Origin of the sequence: Couchioplanes caeruleus (assembly GCF_023499255.1) — a bacterium.
GTDB classification, from domain to species: domain Bacteria; phylum Actinomycetota; class Actinomycetes; order Mycobacteriales; family Micromonosporaceae; genus Actinoplanes; species Actinoplanes caeruleus_A.
This window is the reverse complement of record NZ_CP092183.1, coordinates 7,821,522-7,839,172: the sequence shown is the minus strand read 5'-3', so window position 1 is coordinate 7,839,172 and position 17,651 is coordinate 7,821,522. Positions and strand designations below refer to the sequence as shown.

Sequence of the window (17,651 nt, the reverse complement as noted above, 5' to 3'; positions counted from 1 at the left end):
ACGGCGTGCTTCGTGCTGGCGCTCGCCATGCTTGCCGCGTCCGGCTGCACGGGGTCAGGTGCCGCCCCTCCGGCGCCCGGCCCCACGATCTTTGTGGAGGTGACGCTGCCCGCTGCCGTGCCGAAAGTGCTGCGGGACGCCGTGCGCTGCGGGAGCCGCTGGTGGGTGGTCGGCGCCCTGCAACCGGCGGGTGGTGATCCTCGCCCGGCTGCCTGGGACAGTGCGGACGGGCGTACGTGGCGCAGCGTGACGATCATGCCGCATCCGGGGAGCTTCTACGGGCCGCGGAACGTCCTGTACTCGGTGGCGTGCGCCAACGGCCGGATCGCCGTGATCGGTGCGCAGAGCGGCGGCGCCCACGGCAACCCTCGCACGAGCACCTGGTACCAGCGCCCGGACGGAGCGCTCGCCGAGGTGCCGGCGCCGTTCGAACTGTACGGGGGCGACGAGGCGGTGGACGTCGGGCGGATCGTCGGCGGGCCCGGCGGGTTCCTGATCGCCGGGAACCGGACCAGCGGACCGGCGGCCTGGCTGTCGCGGGACGGCACCCGCTTCGTGCGGCACGAGGTGGGTGAGAAGGGGGCGCTGGCCCGCGACGGCGCGGTGCTCGACAGCCGGTATTTCCTGATCGGGGCCGCCGCGCCGGCTTCGGGGCAGGTGGCCGGGGGCGTGGTCTGGGAGTCGGCTGACGGTACGAGGTGGGCGCGCTCGCCGGTCGAGGCTGTGGAGCTCCAGCGGCTCACCATGTTCCACGGAAACTTGATCGCGGTGGGGCAGAGGGGCGATGCCTTCGCCGCTTGGCGACGCGACGACGGCAAATGGGTGGCCGTCGGCGGCGGCGATCCGAGCGGCGGCGGGACGCGCGCCGGCGGTGAGGATGCGGCAGTGGGCGGCTTCGGTCGGGTTACGCCGACGGGTGTGCGGTCGTTGACAGTGGCGGCCGGCAAGCTGGTCGCTTCCGCGGACCGGGTGTGGAGTTCGCCGGACGGCGGCTCGTGGACCGAGATCGCTGTGCCGGCCGGTCCGGTCGCGGTCGCGGGCAGCGACGATGCGCTCCTGCTGATCGGCGCCGACCGCGCGTGGCTGGCCCGGCGCGCTCCCTGACGAGGGCGCCGCTGCGGGCGGCGGCTGCCCGTTATCCCCGCCACATCAGCTCAAGCGGGTCCCATGCCGGTCGATGGCTCGGCGTGGCCCGGACTGGCGTACGACTGTTTGTGCTGGTGATGGCCGTTGTCACCGCGATGGAGACGTACTTCTACTTCTCGCCCGCCGGTGAGGTCCTGCATGTCGTCGCCTACACCGTGCTGTGTGTGCTGGCCTGGTGGGCGGCCTTCAAGCTGCACCGGCGGGGTGAGCGGTTGCCCTGGGTGCTGGTCGCCCTCTGCGTGACCCTCTGGTTCGCGGGCGACGCCTGGGAGCTGTTCGAGGTGCACGTCTTCGGCGGCACGCCGGCGGTGGGGCTCGCGGATGCGTTCTGGCTCGGCGGGTATCCGCTGCTGGCCTCTTCCCTCGCCTTGATGGCGCGGCGGCGGGCGCCGGGGCGGTTGCGGGGTGCCGTTGTCGATGCGCTCACGTTGACCGTCGCGGCGGGGGCGGTGAGCTGGCAGTTCATCATGAAGCCGCTCGCCGAGGGGTTCACCGTCGCCCAGTCGGCGGTGCCGCTGCTGTACCCGTTCGCCGACGTGGTGCTGCTCAGCGGGGCGCTGGTGGTCGCGTTGTCGCCGGGGCGGCGTACGGCCCCGACGCGGCTGGTGCTTGCCGGGGCGGTGTGGTTCCTCGCCATGGATCTGGGCTGGAACGTCCTGCCGCTCTTCCTGCCGGAGGATGTCTACGGGCGGCTCGGCGCGGCCATGATCCTCGGAAATGCGCTGGTCGTCGCCGCGGGGCTGCATCCGGCCCGGAACGAGTTGACGAATCCGGGTGTGGCGGCCGGCACGTTGCACCCGGGCCGGATCTTTTTCCTGGCCGTCGCGCTGATGACCGCCCCGCTGCTGACGCTGATCTCCGACGACAAGATCACCGCGGTCGTGGCCTCGGCGGCGTGCGCGATGCTGGTGATCGTACGGTTCGCCGCCGCGGTCCGGGAGCAGGAACGGGCGCAGGCGCAGCTCGCGTACCAGGCTCGGTGCGACCCGCTGACCGGCCTGGCGAACCGGTCCGTGCTGGGTGACCGGCTGGCCCGCGCGGTGCCCGCGCCGGACGCTCCCGTCGCGGTGCTCTACCTGGACCTCGACGGCTTCAAGGAGATCAACGACCGGTACGGGCACGCCGCCGGCGACGCGGTTCTGCGTACGGTCGCCGGTCGGCTGTCGCAGGCGGTACGCGAGCAGGACCTGGTGGCCCGCCTCGGCGGCGACGAGTTCGTGCTGCTCTGCCCCGGCGTCACCGCCGAGGAAGCGGCGCGCCTCGCCGAGCGGCTGATCTCCGACGTTGCCTGGCCGGTGCCGTTCGAGGGCCGCTATCTGACGGTCGGCGCGAGCATCGGCGTGGCGACCCGAATGTCCCGGGCCGACGAGGGCCTGCTGCGGATCGCCGACGCCGCGATGTACGAGGCGAAACGGCTGGGCCGCGGCCGGTACGTCCTGAGCTGAGAAGCGACACGGCAAAGCCGCGGGGAACCCGGAAAAGGCGGCGATAAAGCAGCCGCGGCGAGGAGGAAAGAGCCGCGGCGACGAGCCAGACCGCGAAGAAGCGGCCGCGGCGAGCCAGCCGCGGCCGCGTGTCAAAGCCGGTGACAACTCCCGCGAGAGCCGTCAGTCCCGCTTCCGCAGCGGCGCCAGGGCCTGATGCATCCGGAACAGCTCGTTGAACATCGGCGCGGCCCCGGCGGCGATCGGTTCGCTGGGTACGAACTCGCCGTCGTCGTTGAGGTGTTGCCCGACGAGCGGGATCGGCACCGCCTCGACGATCGGCACCATGCGCAGCGTCGTGACGACCTGCTTCAGGGCCTGGGTGGCGCGCAGGCCGCCGGAGATGCCGCCGTAGCTGACGAAGCCGACGGGCTTGTCCGCCCATTCCTGGTGCAGGTAGTCGATGGCGTTCTTGATGGCGGCGTTGAAGCTGTAGTTGTACTCCGGGTGGACGATCACGTAGGCGTCCGCGCGGTCGATGGTGGCGCTCCAGCGCTTCGTGTGGTCGTGGGTGTACTGCCGCAGGCGGGGGTGGTTGGGTTCGTCCATGAGGGGGAGCGCGTGGTCGGCGAGGTCGATCAGCTCGACGTCGAAGGCGCCGTGCTCGGTGGCGGCCCGGGCGACCCAGGTGGCGACGGGGAGGCCGACCCGGCCGGGACGCGTGCTGGCCACGATGACGTGCAGATTGGGCATGATCTGAACCTACTGCCCCGAGTGCTGCCGATCCTGCGTGAGTCACGACACGACCCGGTCGGGGTGGCGGTTCCGGGACACCGTCACCATCGACCCGCGAGGGGGACGACGATGACCGACTACGGGTACGACCTGCTGTTCGGCGCCTTCATCACACCCGTGGCGCAGCCCGCACACCAGGCGGTGGAGCTGGCTGTCGTGGCGGACCGGGCCGGCCTGGACCTGGCCACGTTCCAGGACCACCCGTACCAGCCGCGGTTCCACGACACCTGGACGCTGCTGGCGTACGCGGCCGCCCGGACCGAGCGGATCCATCTCAGCGGCAACGTGCTGAACCTGCCGTTGCGGCCGCCGGCCCCGCTGGCCCGCAGCCTGGCGAGCCTCGACGTGCTCAGCGGCGGCCGGGTGGAGCTGGGCATCGGCGCGGGCGGCTTCTGGGATCCGATCGTGGCCATGGGCGGACGCCGGCTGACCCCCGGCGAGTCGGTGGCGGCGCTCGAGGAGGGCATCGAGGTGATCCGGCAGGTCTGGGCGGTGGACCGGCCCGGCCCGGTTCAGGTGCGCGGCGAGCATTACCAGGTGGTGGGCGCGAAGCGCGGCCCGGCGCCGGCGCATGACATCAAGATCTGGGTGGGCGCGTACAAGCCGCGGATGCTGGCGCTGGTCGGGCGGGCGGCCGACGGGGTGTTGCCGTCACTCGGCTACCTGCCGGGCGGCGCCGAGGATCTGGCCGGCATCAACCGGCACATCGACGAGGCGGCCGGGGCCGCGGGCCGGGATCCGCGGGCGGTGCGCCGGCTGCTCAACATCGGGGGCCGCTTCGCGCCCATGGGCCGGGCGTTCCTCGACGGGCCGGCCGAGCAGTGGGCCGAGGACCTCGCCGGACTCGCTCTCGAGTACGGCGTGAGCGCCTTCGTCCTGGCGGCCGACGACGCGCCGACGATCGAGCGCTTCGCCGCCGAGGTGGCCCCGGCGACCCGGGAGCTGGTGGCCGGGGAACGGCTGCGGCGTATCGATGAACATCGTTGAAAATGTTGACAGTCGATCGGCGCCGGCCGGATGCTCAGGGAGCGCTCTCCGGCCGGGCCGGCCGATCGGCCTGGATGCGAAGTGCGCCGGTCAGGGCTGCATCCCCCGCTTCCGCCCACCGCCCGTCCTGTCCGGACGCCATCCCCCTCCGGTCCCCGCCGGCGGCGTCGAAAGGGCGGCCGACCGTGGATGTGACCCATGAAGATTCCCCGTCGTCTGGGCGTCGCCGGCCTCGCCGCGGCCCTCGCCCTCGTCCCCGCTCTCTTCACCGCTCCGCAGGCCGACGCCGCGCAGAGCATCCGCGCCGCTGATCCCAGCGTGCTGCGCATCGGCGGCACGTACGTCTCCGTCCAGTCGATGAACGGTGGTATCGCGGTCCGGCAGGCCTCGTCCCCGGACGGCCTGGGCGCCGCCGCCGCCCGCCAGGTGTGGTCGGACACGCGGAACCTCGGCGAGGTCTGGGCGCCGGAGATCCACCTCGACGGCGGCCGCTACTACATCTACTTCTCGGCCGGCCGGGGCGCCGCGCACCGCATGTACGTGATCAGCTCCGCGACCGCCGACTCGGGCTACTCCGGCGAGACCCGGCTCGCCCTGCCGGACGACAAGTGGGCCGTGGACGGCACGATGTTCGTCTTCAACGGCCAGCGCTGGTTCGTCTGGTCGGGGTGGGCCGGCGACACCAACGTCGAACAGAACCTCTACATCGCCCGGATGAGCAGCCCGGCGAGCACCACGGGCGGCCGGTTCGTGATCTCGCAGCCGCGCGAGAGCTGGGAGCGGGTCGTCGGCAACCCGTTCATCAACGAGGGGCCTGAGGCGATCAAGGATCCCGGCGGCCAGCTGCACATCGTGTACTCCGCCAACGGCAGCTGGAGTGATCAGTACTGCCTCGCCGACCTGCGGCTGCGTGCCGGCGGGGACCCGACGTACGTCTGGGACTGGTACAAGTCCAACGGCTGCCTCTTCGGCTCGAACCGCGCGACGATGATGCCCGGCTGGGACCCGACCCTGTACGTCAACGGCCCCGGTCACCACACGTTCGTGCTGCTCAACGGGGACATCGACACCAGCCCGCCGGCCGGCCCGCGGTTCCCGCTGATGTTCCACGCGGTCCCGAAGGGCACGCCGTACTCGTGGGAGAACCGCTTCTGGTACACCGGCACGTTCGCGTGGTGGGGGAACATCACGTACAGCCGGGCGAATGTGCCGGGCGCCACCACGAACACCGGTTGGAGTCTGAAGTTCTTCGAGTAAATTAGCTTCCATGGAAGATACTTTCATGGAAGCTGTCGTGCTGGACGAGCCGGGCCCGCCGGAGGCGCTGCGGGTGCGGACGCTGCCCGTCCCCGTCCCGCGCCCCGGCGAGGTGCTGATCCGGGTGAAGGCCTTCGGGCTCAACCGGTCCGAGCTGCACACCCGGCTCGGCCTCGCCGAGGGCGTCACGTTCCCGCGTGTGCCGGGCATCGAGGCGACCGGGGTGGTGGCCGCCGCGCCGGGCGGCGAGTTCGAGCCCGGGCAGCAGGTGATGGCGATGATGGGCGGGATGGGCCGCACCTTCGACGGCGGGTACGCGCAGTTCACGTGCGTACCCGCCCGGCAGGTGATCCCGTTCCGCAGCGACCTCGACTGGGCGGTGCTGGGGGCGGTGCCCGAGACGTTGCAGACCGCGTACGGGTCGCTGGCCGACGGCCTGGGCGTGCAGCCGGGACAGACCCTGCTGATTCGCGGCGGCACGTCATCGGTGGGCATGACCGCGGCCGTGCTCGCCAAGCGGCAGGGCATCACGGTCCTCTCGACCACCCGCAATCCGGCCAAGGCGCCGGCGTTGGAGCGCATCGGCGTCGACCACGTGCTCATCGACGACGGCGAAGTGGCCGGCAAGGTGCGCGCCATCGTCCCGGACGGTGTGGACAACGCCCTGGAGCTCGTCGGCGTCCCGGCTCTGCCCGACACGCTGCGCGCCGTACGCCGGCACGGGGTCGTCTGCTTCTCCGGGATCCTGTCCAACGAGTGGATCGTGAAGGACTTCTACCCCATCGGCTACCTGCCGCGCGGGGTACGGCTGACCGCGTACGGCGGCGACGCGGACGACCTGCCGGCCGAGGTGCTGCAGGAGTTCCTCGACTCGGTGGCCAAGGGTGAGGCGGTCGTGCCGCTGGACCGGACGTACCGGCTGGACGAGATCGCGCAGGCGCACGCCGACATGGAGGCCAACCGCGCCGCCGGAAAGCTCGTCGTCGTGCTCTGAAAGAAGACAACAGGACAACGAAATTACACGACTATGCCTTGTGGGTTTCATCACAGTGAACCTAGAGTCACGGCATGTCTCTGAGCACGAGGTGGGCCGCCGTCGCGGTGGCGGCCCTGACCGGGCTGTCACCCGTCTTGATCCCCGGCGGCCCCGCCCAGGCCGCGCCCACCGTCCCCGTCACCCGCGCGAGCCTCGACCCCGCCCTCACCAGCGGCCGCGGCGCGCGCGTCGGCCTCCTCGAGCAGGAGGCAGAGAGCGCCCGCTTCACCGGCCAGGTCATCGGCCCGGACCGCACCGCCTACACCCTGCCCGCCGAGGCGTCCGGGCGGCGGGCCGTCCGGCTCACCCCGGGCCAGTACGTCGAGTTCACGCTGCCCGCGGCGGCCAACGCGATCACCGTCCGGTACGCGCTGCCGGACGCTCCGGGAGGTGGCGGCATCACCGCGCCGCTGGCCGTCACCGTCAACGGTCACGGCCGCCGCACGATGACGCTCACCTCGCAGTACGCGTACCTCTACAACCAGTACCCGTTCACGAACGACCCCGGCGCGGACCTGCTCCACCCGGACTGGTGGATCACCGAGTGCGGCTGCGTCCCGTCGGCGACGACCCCCACGCCGGTGATCGCGAAGCCGTTCCGGCCCATGCACTTCTACGACGAGCAGCGGCTCCTGCTCGGGCGCACGTACCGGGCCGGCGACCGGGTGCGGCTGACCGCCTCCGCCGCCGCGCCCTGGACGGTCGTCGACCTGCTCGACTCGGAGCTCGTCGGTGCCCCGCACGTCGAGGCCGTGGCCGCGAACGTGCTGCTTTTCGGCGCCGACCCCACCGGCCGCCGGGACTCCGCGGCGGCCATCGACCGGGCGATCGCGTTCGCGCGCAAGGCCCGGCTCAAGGTCTACCTGCCGCCGGGCACGTACCAGGTCAACCGGCACATCATCGTCGACGACGTGACGATCGTCGGCGCCGGCAGCTGGTACACGACGATCAAGGGCCGCGAGGTCGCGCTCGGCGAACCCGCTCCCGACGGCTCGGTCCACACCGGCGTCGGCTTCTACGGCAGGCCGGCGGCAGAGGGCGGCAGCCGCAACGTGCACCTGCGCGGCTTCGCGATCGAGGGCGACGTCCGTGAGCGCATCGACACCGACCAGGTCAACGGCATCGGCGGGGCGCTCAGCGACTCGACCATCGAGGGGCTGCACATCCGGCACACCAAGGTCGGCATGTGGTTCGACGGGCCGATGACGAACCTGCGGGTCACCGGGAACGTGATCGTCGACCAGATCGCCGACGGGCTCAACTTCCACACCGGTGTCACGAACTCGGTCGTGCGGGACAACGTCATCCGCAACACCGGCGACGACGGCCTGGCCATGTGGTCGGAGAAGACCACGGACGCGCGCAACACGTTCGACCACAACACCGTGCAGAGCCCCACGCTCGCCAACGGCATCGCGATCTACGGCGGCGAGGGCAACACCGTCTCCGCCAACCTGGTCGCCGACCCGGTCCGCGAGGGCAGCGGCATCCACGCCGGCTCGCGGTTCGGCGCCGAGCCGTTCACCGGCACGCTCTCGATCACGAACAATGCCGTCGTACGGGCGGGCACGTACGAGCTGAACTGGAACATCGGCCTCGGGGCGATCTGGTTCTTCGCCCTCGACCGCAGCATCGACGCCGACATCCGGGTCACCGGCGACCACTACCTGGACAGCACGTACAACGCGATCATGCTGGTCAGCGACTGGCCCGTGAAGGACCAGTACTCGATCACCGGGGTGTCCTTCAAGGACATCAGGATCGACGGTACGGGAACCTCGGTCGTGAGCGCCCGCGCCGCCGGATCCGCGTCCTTCGAGAACGTCGACGCTCGCCACGTCGGCGCGGTCGGGGTGAACAACTGCGGTTCCTTCCACTTCACCGCGGCCGGCTCGGAACTCGCCCTGACGGATCTCGGTGGAAATGACGGTGGATGGCTGGCGCCGTACCTTCCGAATGTGATCACGTGCAACGACCGCCCGCCGGTCGTCCCGCCGCCACCACCGACCACCTGGTGAGGTGTTTTTGAGGGGCAGGCAGCCTATGCTGCCTGCCCCTCGCGCTCTTACGCTGCGGCGATGAGGCAAACGCTGGGTGTCGCGGTCGCCGGTTTCGGGTGGATGGGCCGGGTGCACACCCGGGCCTACCTGCGGGTGCTGCACCACTTCCCGGACCTGGGGGTACGCCCGGAGCTGATCGCCGCCGCCGACGAGGTGCCGGGCCGGGCCGAGGAGGCCGCCGGCCAGTACGGCTTCGCCACGGCCACCCGGGACTGGCGTGACCTGCTCGCCGACCCGGACGTCCAGGCGGTCAGCGTCACCGCGCCCAACTTCCTGCACCGCGAGATGGGCGTCGCGCTGATCCGCGCCGGCAAGCACCTCTGGATCGAGAAGCCGGTCGGCCTCACCGCCGAGGACGCCCGAGCCGTCGCCCAGGCCGCGCAGGAGTCGGGGGTGCAGGCCACCGTGGGTTTCAACTACCGCCACGCGCCGGCGGTGGCCGCCGCGCGGGAGCTCATCGCCGCGGGGGAGATCGGCGCGGTCACCCACGCGCGGTTCCGCCTGTTCAGCGACTACGCGGCCCACCCCGACGGCGCGCTGAGCTGGCGTTTCGAGCGGGCCCGCGGTGGCAGCGGCGTCCTGGGCGACCTGGCCTCGCACGGCGTCGACCTGGTGCGGCACCTGCTCGGCGACATCGGCTCGCTGATCGCCGACACCGCCGTCTTCGTGCCGCAGCGGGCGCGGCCGGCCGGCGCCACGGCCGGGCACACCCGTGCCACGGGCGGCGAACTCGGCCGGGTCGAGAACGAGGACTACGTCTCGGCCCAGCTGCGGATGGCCTCCGGCGCGCGGGTGGTGCTCGAGGCGAGCCGGGTGGCGGTGGGCGACCAGAACGCGTACGGCTTCGAGGTGCACGGCACCCGGGGCGCGGTGACCTGGGATTTCCGGCGCATGGGGGAGCTCCGGCTCAGCACGGCCGGCGACTATCAGGACCAGCCGACGCAGACGGTCCAGGTCGGACCGGGCGCGGGCGAGTTCGCGGCCTTCCACCCCGGCGCAGGCACCGCGATGGGGTACGACGACCTCAAGGTGATCGAGGCGTGGCACTTCCTGCGCTCGATCGCGGAGGGCAAGGCGTACGGCCCCACCCTCGACGACGCCGTCCGCAGCGCGGTCGCCCTCGATGCGATGGCCGCCTCCGTACGCTCCGGCGCCTGGGTGTCGCTCTAGCGCGTCATCCGGTCCAGCCACTCCGCGAGCAGGCTCTTCTCGCCGGGGGAGAGCACGTCGATGCCGGGCAGCGCCGCTCGCAGGGCCACCGCGCTGCTCGCCGTGCCGCCGGTGCCGGCAGGCTTCTCCGTGGTGACGGCCGCGATGACGGACTCACGGGCGAGCCGGGACAGCTCCGGGTCGCGACGTTCCGGCGGCAGGCCGATCAGCTCGAACGTGATGCCGGCCCCCGCCGAGTGGATGAGGTGGGCGGCCCGCTCCTCGCTGACCCGCAGGCGGCCGGCCTCGGCGATGCGGCGTACCTGGTTCTCGAGGATGATCGCGGCCTCGCGGGCGGCGGGCGACTCGACACCCGCGCGCGGCTCCCCGTAGATCAGCGTGTAGTACGCCGGGTTCTCCAGGCCGAAGCCGACGTGCAGGTCCCAGCCGCGGCGCAGGTCCTCCACCGGGTCGTCGGTCTTCTTCAGTGCCGTCTTGCTGCGCAGGTACGTCTCGAACCCGTGGCTCGCCACGGCGTCGAGCAGCCCCTGCTTGTCGCCGAACAGCCGGTAGATCGTGGGCGCCTGGACGTTGGCGGCGGCGCTGACGGCCCGGGTCGAGACGGCCTCCCGGCCGCCCGCGGTGAGCAGCGCCGCGGCCGCCTCCACAATCCGCTCCCGGCTGCTCCTCATGCCCTCCATGGTAACGACGATAACAGAAGTGTGTTAGCGGGTTGACGGTAGCGGCGATAACGTGGCAACGTTAGCGGCGTAAACATCCGCGTCGGATCGAGGAGTGCAGCATGTCGGACAACCAGCGCGTCGCCGTCGTCACCGGTGGCTCCCGGGGCATCGGCCGGGCCGTCGCCGAGCGTCTCGCCGCCGACGGTCAGGCGGTCGTCGTCGGATACTCGGGCAACCAGGCCGAGGCCGAGGCCGCCGTCGCGGCCATCGGGAAGGCGGGCGGCCGGGCGGTCGCCGCCCGTGCGGACATCGCCGAACCCGCCGAGGTCCAGGCCCTCTTCGACGTCGCCGAGCAGCGGTACGGCGGCGTCGACGTGGTCGTCAACGCGGCCGGCATCATGATCCTGTCGCCGCTCGCCGAGCTGGGCCTCGACGACCTCGACCGCATGCACCGCACCAACATCCGCGGCGCCTTCGTGGTGAGCCGGGAGGCCGCCCGGCGGGTCCGCGCGGGCGGGGCGATCATCAACTTCTCCACCTCGGTGACCCGCCTCCACCTGCCGGCCTACTCCGCGTACGCGGCGAGCAAGGGGGCGGTCGAGGCGATCAGCCCCATCCTCGCCAAGGAACTGCGCGGCCGGGACATCACCGTCAACGCGGTCGCGCCGGGTCCGACCGCGACCGCGCTCTTCCTCGACGGCAAGAGCGACGAGTTGATCCAGCAGATCGCCGGGCAGAACCCGATGCAGCGGCTGGGCCGGCCGGAGGACATCGCCGAGGTCGTGTCGTCGCTGGCCGGGCCGGCCCGCTGGATCAACGGCCAGACGATCTTCGTCAACGGCGGCGCGGCCTGACGCCTGCTGCTCAGGTGGCCGCGCGGGCCAGAATCGCCTCGGCGTAGTGACCGCACTCCTGCGGGAAGAGCGGGAAGAACTTCACCGGCGCGACCATCTCCACCTCGAGCAGGAGCAGCCCCGACGGCGACGCCGGGTCGACGATGAAGTCGAGGCGCACCGACAGCGGCTCGTTGGTCAGCAGCCGGCGCAGCTCCGCGTACGTCTGCCGGATCACCCGTTCCTGCTGGGCGGTGAAGCCCGCGTACGGCCGCGGGTCGGGGTGGAACGGCCGGGTCGCCTCGTCCGGCCGCAGGATCGCCGCCTTGGTCACCGCGTGCGAGATCGCCCCGTCGAGCGTCAGCACGGCGAGCTCGCGGTGGGTGTCGATGGCCGCCACGTACGGCTGGACGATCGCGGTGCCGAGCTCGCGGACGTACGTGGCCAGGGCCCCCAGCTGGTCCACCCGGAACTCGCGGGCACCCAGCGTGCCGCCGCCCGCGATGGGTTTCGCCACGACGGTGGGGCGCGGCGTCTCCGGCGGCGGGAAGAGGTCCCGCAGCAGCTGCGGATCGGGGTCGCCGTCGACGAGCGTGGTCGGCACGATGGGGATCCCCGCCGTGCCGAGGTGCAGCAGGTAGCGCTTGTTGGAGCCCAGCGCGACGGTGTCGATCGGGTTGAGCAGGCGGGTGCCGTCGAGCTCGCGCGACCACAGCCACTCGTCGAACTGGGACAGCCGGGTCCACATGCTCCACGGCGACTGCAGCACGACCGCGTCGTACCCGGCCCACTCCACCCGCCGGCCGCCGTCCCAGGTCACCACGTCCGCGGTCGCGCCGCGCGCGGTCAGCTCCCGGGCCACCAGCGGCGTGTCCGCGTCGTGCCACTGCGGCTCCGGGAAGCCGTGCGAGGTGACCAGGGCGATCCGCATGGGCGTCAGCGCACCCCCGCGACCTGCGGGCGCCCGGCGGTCGGCTGGGCCCAGGCCGGCACCTCGCGCCGCGAGCTGCGCGCGGGGCGTACCTCCTGGGTCGCGACGGCCTGGGTGGTCTCGACGGAGAGCAGGACCGGCTGGGTCGTCTCGGCGGACACCACGACCGGCTGGGTGACCGCGGCGTCCCCGTCACCGATGCCCAGGCTGTCCAGCCCGGCCGGCACCGGCGCGGGGGCAGGGGCGGTGACCACGATGGTCTCGTTGCCGGCGCGGTCCAGGATCGTGCGGGCCGGCTCCGGCAGTGCCTGCCGCGCCGCGTCGGCCGCCACCATCGCGGCGGTCGCCTCCTGGCGCAGGGTCCGGACGGCCGCGGTGGCGACGTCGGCCGCCTGCCAGGCGGCGTCCTCGGCGTCGAGGGCCTGCTGGTACGCGGCGAAGCGATGGCTCACGGCCGCCCGGGCGAGCACCAGCTCCTGCTCCACCGGGTGCAGCGTCGGGTCCCAGCCGTTGCGGTGGGTCAGCGCGTCCAGCAACTGGCCGTCGGAGAGATCACCACGCCGGTACGCGGCCTGAGCCGCACGTCGCAGCGCCTGCACCCGGTCGGCGTCGTCCGCCGGGGCCGGCTCGGTGGCGGGGACCGCGTACGCGGCGGCACGGCGGGCACGCTCGAGAGCGGCGTCCGCGTCCTGCCACGCCTGCCACGCCCGCTCGACAGCCGCCTGGGCCTGCTGGCACTCCTCGCGGCGGCGCTCGGCGGTCGCGGCGGCTCCCCGTGCGGCCACGGCGACCTCGTCCGCGTACCGGATCATCTCCTGGACCTCGGCGGCCCGGCGTTCGTTCCCCGCCCGCTTCTGCGCGGCGGACTCGGCCAGCCACGCGGTGATCTGCCGGGGGCGCCGTACGCCGTCGGGCAGCGCCAGGCCGCCCAGCGCGACGACGGCCAGCACGATGAGGGCGAGCCAGATGACAACCACCCGGCCGCTGTTGACCGCCAGAAACTCGAGAGCGAATTCCATGTCCGTTCCTTTTCCACCGATGAGCGCCAGTAATCGACCAACCCCGATCGCGTTTGCGCGGACGGGGGCCCTGCCGGGTGCCGTCAGGCGGCGGCGGGTGGCGCCCGCGGGCCGGCGACGGCGGCGCGGATCTGGCTGGTCAGGCGGGTGGTGCGGGGACGTACGGCGGACGCGGCGAGCAGCAGCGCCACCACGAGCAGATCGACGGCCGTGCCCGGGGCGGTGGCGATGTCGATCGCCGCGGCGGCGAGGCGGTCCACGGCCGGCGTGGCCGCGGGACGATCGCCGGCCGGGGCGACGGCCATGAGGCCGGCCAGCGGTGCGCCGGCGACCGTGCCGGTGACCGGGGTGACGGCGGCCGTCGCGGTGCCGGGCGCCGCGAACGGCTCGGCGGCCGCGGCAGCGGTGACCGGGCCGCCCAGCAGGGCGGCGAGGAACAGGGAGGCGACGAGCGACAGCCGCGCACGCCGCAGCACACCCCTCACATCCACACGGGACAACCTATCCAGGAACGTCGGCCTTGCGCATCTCCCCGACGGGGGATCGTGATCGATGCAATAGCCGCGGGCGGCCGCTCACCCGATTCCGAGCTGCTGCATGCGGCGGATCTCGCTGCCCTGCTCGACGGCCATCTCGTTGGCGAACTCGTAGAGCTGCTGGTCGGTGCCGCCGGCCAGCACGTCACCGGCCATCCGGATCGCGCCGCGATGGTGGGCTGTCATCATCACGACGAACCTGCGGTCGAAGTCGGCGCCCCGCAGGCCGGCCAGCGCGGTCATGTCGGCGTCGCTCTGCATGCCGGGCATCGTCCGGTGATCATGCGCGGGGTCGCTCGCGGGCTGCCTGCGGTCCCGCAGCCACGCCTGCATCCAGGTGATCTCCGGGGTCTGCGCCGCGCCGATGCGCTGTGCCAGGGCCCGCAGCCGGGTGTCGGTGGCCCGCTCGGGCGCGAGTTCCGCCATCTCCACGGCCTGCCCGTGGTGGACGATCATCATCTGCACGAACGCGGTGTCGACGGCGTTGTACGTCGACCCGTCGGGCGCACGGACCTGGTCGGAGTCCGTGACGGTGGCCGGGTCGCCGGGTCGCCCCGGCAGCACGACCCGCTGCGGCGGCCCGGAGCTCACGGTGGCCCGCGGCGCCGCCGCCGACCGGTCGTCACCCGAGCGGGCCGCGAGCGCGGCGCCGCCCGCGCCGAGCACGGCCACGGCGGCTGCCACCAGCGCGACTGTCCTTTGCCGACTCATCGGTTCCTTTCGATCGACGCCACACGCTTCCCGGCCCGGCGTCCGGCCACTACTGTAGCGACGATGGTGAATGCGCACCGACCGTGACAACAACCTGCCCCTCGGTGTGTGGAAAGCCGGAAGGAGCTTCATGAAGCACTCTGCCCCACGAGGGCGGCAGCTCAAGCGCCTGGCCTGTCTCAGCGCCGCGACCGTGGTCGCCGGGCTGCTGGGCGCGCCGTCCAGCGGTCTGGCGCAGGCCCCGGCTGACCCGGGCACCCCGCCCGGCGTCGACGAGGTCGCGAGCACGCCGAACCTCAACCAGGTCGCGTACCTGCCGAAGACGGGACCGTTCGCCGCCTCCACGAACACGGACTGGGCCTTCAAGGGCACGTACGCGTTCGGTGGCAACTACAACGGCTTCACCGTCTACGACATCAGCGACCCGAAGGCGCCGACGGTCGCCGCCCAGGTGCTCTGCCCGGGCTCGCAGAACGACGTGTCGATCAGCGGGAACCTGCTGTTCCTGGGCACGGACTCGCAGCGTACGAACGACTCGTGCGACAACGCCGCGTCCACCAACGCGGCGCCCGGCGACCGCTGGGAGGGCATCAAGGTCTTCGACATCAGCGACCCGCTGACCCCGAAGTACGTCAAGTCGGTCAAGACCGACTGCGGGTCGCACACGCAGACGCTGGTGCCGGGCAAAGCGGGCGACAACTCCGTCTACCTGTACGTGTCGTCGTACAACCTGGCCGCGGCCGACCAGCCGAACTGCGCGCTGCCGCACGACAAGATCTCGATCGTGCGGGTGCCGGTGTCCGCTCCGGCCTCCGCCGCGGTCGTCGCCACGCCGGTGCTGTTCCCCGACGGCGGGTACGAGGGCGGCGAGGGCAAGTCGGCCACGACCGGCTGCCACGACATCACGGCGTACCCGGAGAAGGACATCGCGGCGGGCGCCTGCATGGGCGACGGCGTGCTGTTCGACATCTCGGTCCGCTCGGCCCCGAAGGTGATCACCACGGTCCGCGACACCGAGAACTTCGCCTTCTGGCACTCCGCCACGTTCAACAACAAGGCCACCAAGGTCGTCTTCACCGACGAGCTGGGCGGCGGCGGCATGGCCACCTGCAACCCGGAGATCGGCCCGAACCGCGGCGCCGACGCGATCTACGACATCGTGGGCCGCGGCAGCAACCGGAAGCTGGAGTTCCGCAGCTACTTCAAGATCCCGCGGACCAACACCGAGACCGAGAACTGCGTGGCGCACAACGGCTCGCTGATCCCGGTGCCGGGCCGCGACATCATGGTGCAGGCCTGGTACCAGGGCGGCGTGTCGGTCTGGGACTTCACCGACTCGCGCAGCCCGAAGGAGCTCGCGTACTGGGAGCGTGGCCCGATCTCGGCCACCCAGTTCGTGCTCGGCGGCTCCTGGTCGGCGTACTGGTACAACGGCTTCATCTACTCCAACGACATCGCCAAGGGTGTCGACGTGCTGGAGCTCAAGGACCTGCGGACCAGCCCGGCGCGCCGGGCCCGTACGGACCTGTTCAACGCACAGACGCAGGACGACTACCGCACCTGGTAGACCCCCGCAGGTGAAGGCCCGGTCCCTGGTGGGGCCGGGCCGCTGCGCGTCTGGCACCGTTGCGGGCGTGAACAACCTCTGGCTGCAGAAGATCGCTGAGAACCCCGGCCACTCGGCGTGGTACGTCGAGCGCTTCCGGAAGCTGGCCCGCGAGGGCGCCGACCTGGCCGGCGAGGCCCGCCTCGTCGACACCATGGTGCCGCGCGGCTCCCGGGTCCTCGACGCGGGCTGCGGCACCGGCCGCGTCGGCGCCTTCCTCGCCGCCGCCGGCCACGACGTCACCGGCGTCGACCTGGACCCGCACCTGATCGCGGCGGCCGAGGAGGACCACCCGGGCCCCCGCTGGCTGCAGGGCGACCTCGCCGAGCTGGACCTGCCGGACCGCTTCGACGTGATCGTCTGCGCCGGCAACGTCATGACCTTCGTGGCTCCGGGCACCCGCGTCGAGATCCTGCGCCGCCTGGGCGCCCACCTCGCCGAGGGCGCCCGCCTGGTGGTCGGCTTCGGCGCCGGGCGCGGCTACGGCTTCGCCGACTTCCTCGCCGACGCGGCGACCGCCGGGCTGGAGCCCGACCTGCTGCTGTCGTCCTGGGACCTGCGCCCGTTCACCGACGACGCCGAGTTCCTGGTCGCTCTGCTGCGGCCGCGGCGATGAGCGCCTGACGGCAGGCCCGCGCGGCAGCGCCCGGCCGCCGGTCCCGCTGGTGGATCACTCCGATCGGCGGGTGCGCCGGCGCCGGGTCGAGCGCCACCACCGCGACCGGAGGGCCGGGCGTACGGGCCGCCGATGCGGCGAGCAGCGCCACCCCGAGCCCTGCGGAGACCAGCTCGCGGATGCTGGCCGCGCTGTGCGTCTCGAACGGGACCCGGGCCGCGAAGCCAGCTTCCGCGGCCGCCCGGTCGAGGATCGCCCGCAGGCCGCTGCCGGCGGGGAGACAGACGAACGGCTCATCGCGGGCCTCGGCCAGGCGTACGGGACCTGCCCCGAGGCGGCTGCCGGGCGGGACGACGAGCACCACCTCCTCGCCGACGAGCCGCCGCGCCACGAACCGGGGCGCGAGGTCGTCGTGGACCGGGCCGACCACGAGGTCGACGTCGCCCGCGTCCAGCAGCGCCAGCAGCTCGGCGATCAGCCCGGTGCGCAGCGTGAGCCGTACGCCCGGGAACCTCCGGTGGAACGCGGCCAGGGCGCCGGGCAGGTCGTACGTCCCCAGCACCGCGGTCGCCCCGAGCGTCACCCGGCCGCTCACCACCGCGGCGAGGCCGGCCAGCTCCTCCCGGGCCTCGTCCAGCTCACCCAGCACCCGGCGTACGCGATGCAGCAGCACCTCGCCCGCCTCGGTGAGCACCACCCGCCGCGTCGTCCGCGCGAACAGCGCGACGCCGACCTCCGCCTCCAGGGCCCGGACCTGGGCCGACACGGCCGACTGGGCGACATGCAGCCGCTCGGCGGCCCGCGTGAACCCGCCGTGGCGGGCCACCGCCTCGAAATACGTCAGCTGCCGCAGCTCCATCCA

At 72.6% G+C, this 17,651-nt stretch carries 17 protein-coding genes; 10 read left to right on the top strand and 7 right to left on the bottom strand.

Annotated elements, in window-relative coordinates; all coding sequences use genetic code 11:
- The first annotated feature begins 99 nt into the window (after positions 1 to 99).
- The gene (locus COUCH_RS36225) at positions 100 to 1,104 is read left to right on the top strand and encodes a hypothetical protein (RefSeq protein ID WP_249609636.1); all 1,005 of its coding nucleotides are present in this window, start codon (positions 100 to 102) and stop codon (positions 1,102 to 1,104) included.
- Positions 1,105 to 1,223: 119 nt separating this feature from the next.
- Positions 1,224 to 2,591 carry a GGDEF domain-containing protein gene (locus tag COUCH_RS36220; RefSeq protein ID WP_249609635.1) on the top strand — a complete coding sequence of 456 codons (1,368 nt, stop codon included), beginning with the start codon at positions 1,224 to 1,226 and terminating at the stop codon, positions 2,589 to 2,591.
- Positions 2,592 to 2,753: 162 nt separating this feature from the next.
- Here the strand turns inward: COUCH_RS36220 and COUCH_RS36215 are convergent, their stop codons facing one another.
- Positions 2,754 to 3,323: an NADPH-dependent FMN reductase gene (locus COUCH_RS36215; protein WP_249609634.1), complete on the bottom strand. Its 570-nt coding sequence runs from the start codon at positions 3,321 to 3,323 to the stop codon at positions 2,754 to 2,756.
- Between the two features lie 111 nt (positions 3,324 to 3,434).
- Between COUCH_RS36215 and COUCH_RS36210 the strand changes: the two genes are divergently transcribed.
- From COUCH_RS36210 to COUCH_RS36190, 5 genes are all read left to right on the top strand, one after another.
- Positions 3,435 to 4,352, top strand: a complete 918-nt coding sequence (locus COUCH_RS36210; RefSeq protein ID WP_249609633.1) for an LLM class flavin-dependent oxidoreductase — start codon at positions 3,435 to 3,437, stop codon at positions 4,350 to 4,352.
- A gap of 198 nt (positions 4,353 to 4,550) precedes the next feature.
- Positions 4,551 to 5,609, top strand: coding sequence for a glycoside hydrolase family 43 protein (locus tag COUCH_RS36205; protein ID WP_249609632.1), 1,059 nt, complete (start codon positions 4,551 to 4,553; stop codon positions 5,607 to 5,609).
- Between the two features lie 10 nt (positions 5,610 to 5,619).
- Positions 5,620 to 6,603 (top strand): zinc-binding alcohol dehydrogenase family protein, encoded by a 984-nt coding sequence (locus tag COUCH_RS36200; protein ID WP_249609631.1) that lies wholly within the window; start codon positions 5,620 to 5,622, stop codon positions 6,601 to 6,603.
- 74 nt (positions 6,604 to 6,677) lie between these two features.
- Positions 6,678 to 8,663: a glycosyl hydrolase family 28-related protein gene (locus tag COUCH_RS36195; protein ID WP_249609630.1), complete on the top strand. Its 1,986-nt coding sequence runs from the start codon at positions 6,678 to 6,680 to the stop codon at positions 8,661 to 8,663.
- Positions 8,664 to 8,723: 60 nt separating this feature from the next.
- On the top strand, positions 8,724 to 9,875 hold the full coding sequence (locus tag COUCH_RS36190) for a Gfo/Idh/MocA family protein (protein WP_249609629.1): 1,152 nt from the start codon (positions 8,724 to 8,726) through the stop codon (positions 9,873 to 9,875).
- On the opposite strand, the gene COUCH_RS36185 is transcribed toward COUCH_RS36190, so the two are convergent.
- A complete protein-coding gene (locus tag COUCH_RS36185; protein ID WP_249609628.1) occupies positions 9,872 to 10,546 on the bottom strand; it encodes a TetR/AcrR family transcriptional regulator in 675 nt (224 codons plus the stop codon). The genes COUCH_RS36190 and COUCH_RS36185 overlap by 4 nt on opposite strands.
- 110 nt (positions 10,547 to 10,656) lie before the next feature.
- Here COUCH_RS36185 and COUCH_RS36180 point away from each other — a divergent pair, with 110 nt between their 5' ends.
- Positions 10,657 to 11,391 (top strand): SDR family oxidoreductase, encoded by a 735-nt coding sequence (locus COUCH_RS36180; protein ID WP_249609627.1) that lies wholly within the window; start codon positions 10,657 to 10,659, stop codon positions 11,389 to 11,391.
- Positions 11,392 to 11,401: 10 nt separating this feature from the next.
- Here the strand turns inward: COUCH_RS36180 and COUCH_RS36175 are convergent, their stop codons facing one another.
- The 4 genes from COUCH_RS36175 to COUCH_RS36160 all read right to left on the bottom strand — a co-directional run bounded on the left by COUCH_RS36175 (position 11,402) and on the right by COUCH_RS36160 (position 14,540).
- On the bottom strand, positions 11,402 to 12,301 hold the full coding sequence (locus COUCH_RS36175; RefSeq protein WP_249609626.1) for an ATP-grasp domain-containing protein: 900 nt from the start codon (positions 12,299 to 12,301) through the stop codon (positions 11,402 to 11,404).
- Between the two features lie 5 nt (positions 12,302 to 12,306).
- Positions 12,307 to 13,320, bottom strand: a complete 1,014-nt coding sequence (locus COUCH_RS36170) for a hypothetical protein (protein WP_249609625.1) — start codon at positions 13,318 to 13,320, stop codon at positions 12,307 to 12,309.
- An 83-nt stretch (positions 13,321 to 13,403) separates the two neighbouring features.
- Positions 13,404 to 13,811 carry a hypothetical protein gene (locus COUCH_RS36165; protein WP_249609624.1) on the bottom strand — a complete coding sequence of 136 codons (408 nt, stop codon included), beginning with the start codon at positions 13,809 to 13,811 and terminating at the stop codon, positions 13,404 to 13,406.
- An 84-nt stretch (positions 13,812 to 13,895) separates the two neighbouring features.
- Positions 13,896 to 14,540, bottom strand: a complete 645-nt coding sequence (locus COUCH_RS36160; protein WP_249609623.1) for a DUF305 domain-containing protein — start codon at positions 14,538 to 14,540, stop codon at positions 13,896 to 13,898.
- Positions 14,541 to 14,697: 157 nt separating this feature from the next.
- Here COUCH_RS36160 and COUCH_RS36155 point away from each other — a divergent pair, with 157 nt between their 5' ends.
- Together COUCH_RS36155 and COUCH_RS36150 are read left to right on the top strand one after the other, a co-directional pair.
- Complete coding sequence (locus COUCH_RS36155; protein WP_249609622.1) at positions 14,698 to 16,134, top strand: LVIVD repeat-containing protein; 1,437 nt, start codon at positions 14,698 to 14,700, stop codon at positions 16,132 to 16,134.
- Positions 16,135 to 16,201: 67 nt separating this feature from the next.
- On the top strand, positions 16,202 to 16,789 hold the full coding sequence (locus tag COUCH_RS36150; protein ID WP_249609621.1) for a class I SAM-dependent methyltransferase: 588 nt from the start codon (positions 16,202 to 16,204) through the stop codon (positions 16,787 to 16,789).
- Here COUCH_RS36150 and COUCH_RS36145 read toward each other — a convergent pair.
- Positions 16,740 to 17,648: a LysR family transcriptional regulator gene (locus COUCH_RS36145; RefSeq protein ID WP_249609620.1), complete on the bottom strand. Its 909-nt coding sequence runs from the start codon at positions 17,646 to 17,648 to the stop codon at positions 16,740 to 16,742. The genes COUCH_RS36150 and COUCH_RS36145 overlap by 50 nt on opposite strands.
- Between the last annotated feature and the right edge of the window lie 3 nt (positions 17,649 to 17,651).

Bases quoted from the DNA above. Each gene is read 5' to 3' on its own strand.
- COUCH_RS36170 (WP_249609625.1), bottom strand. From the start codon at position 13,320: ATGGAATTCGCTCTCGAGTTTCTGGCGGTCAACAGCGGCCGGGTGGTT.
- COUCH_RS36155 (WP_249609622.1), top strand. From the start codon at position 14,698: ATGAAGCACTCTGCCCCACGAGGGCGGCAGCTCAAGCGCCTGGCCTGT.
- COUCH_RS36200 (WP_249609631.1), top strand. From the start codon at position 5,620: ATGGAAGATACTTTCATGGAAGCTGTCGTGCTGGACGAGCCGGGCCCG.
- COUCH_RS36210 (WP_249609633.1), top strand. From the start codon at position 3,435: ATGACCGACTACGGGTACGACCTGCTGTTCGGCGCCTTCATCACACCC.
- COUCH_RS36215 (WP_249609634.1), bottom strand. From the start codon at position 3,323: ATGCCCAATCTGCACGTCATCGTGGCCAGCACGCGTCCCGGCCGGGTC.
- COUCH_RS36195 (WP_249609630.1), top strand. From the start codon at position 6,678: ATGTCTCTGAGCACGAGGTGGGCCGCCGTCGCGGTGGCGGCCCTGACC.
- COUCH_RS36180 (WP_249609627.1), top strand. From the start codon at position 10,657: ATGTCGGACAACCAGCGCGTCGCCGTCGTCACCGGTGGCTCCCGGGGC.
- COUCH_RS36185 (WP_249609628.1), bottom strand. From the start codon at position 10,546: ATGAGGAGCAGCCGGGAGCGGATTGTGGAGGCGGCCGCGGCGCTGCTC.
- COUCH_RS36175 (WP_249609626.1), bottom strand. From the start codon at position 12,301: ATGCGGATCGCCCTGGTCACCTCGCACGGCTTCCCGGAGCCGCAGTGG.
- COUCH_RS36190 (WP_249609629.1), top strand. From the start codon at position 8,724: ATGAGGCAAACGCTGGGTGTCGCGGTCGCCGGTTTCGGGTGGATGGGC.
- COUCH_RS36145 (WP_249609620.1), bottom strand. From the start codon at position 17,648: ATGGAGCTGCGGCAGCTGACGTATTTCGAGGCGGTGGCCCGCCACGGC.
- COUCH_RS36205 (WP_249609632.1), top strand. From the start codon at position 4,551: ATGAAGATTCCCCGTCGTCTGGGCGTCGCCGGCCTCGCCGCGGCCCTC.
- COUCH_RS36220 (WP_249609635.1), top strand. From the start codon at position 1,224: ATGGCCGTTGTCACCGCGATGGAGACGTACTTCTACTTCTCGCCCGCC.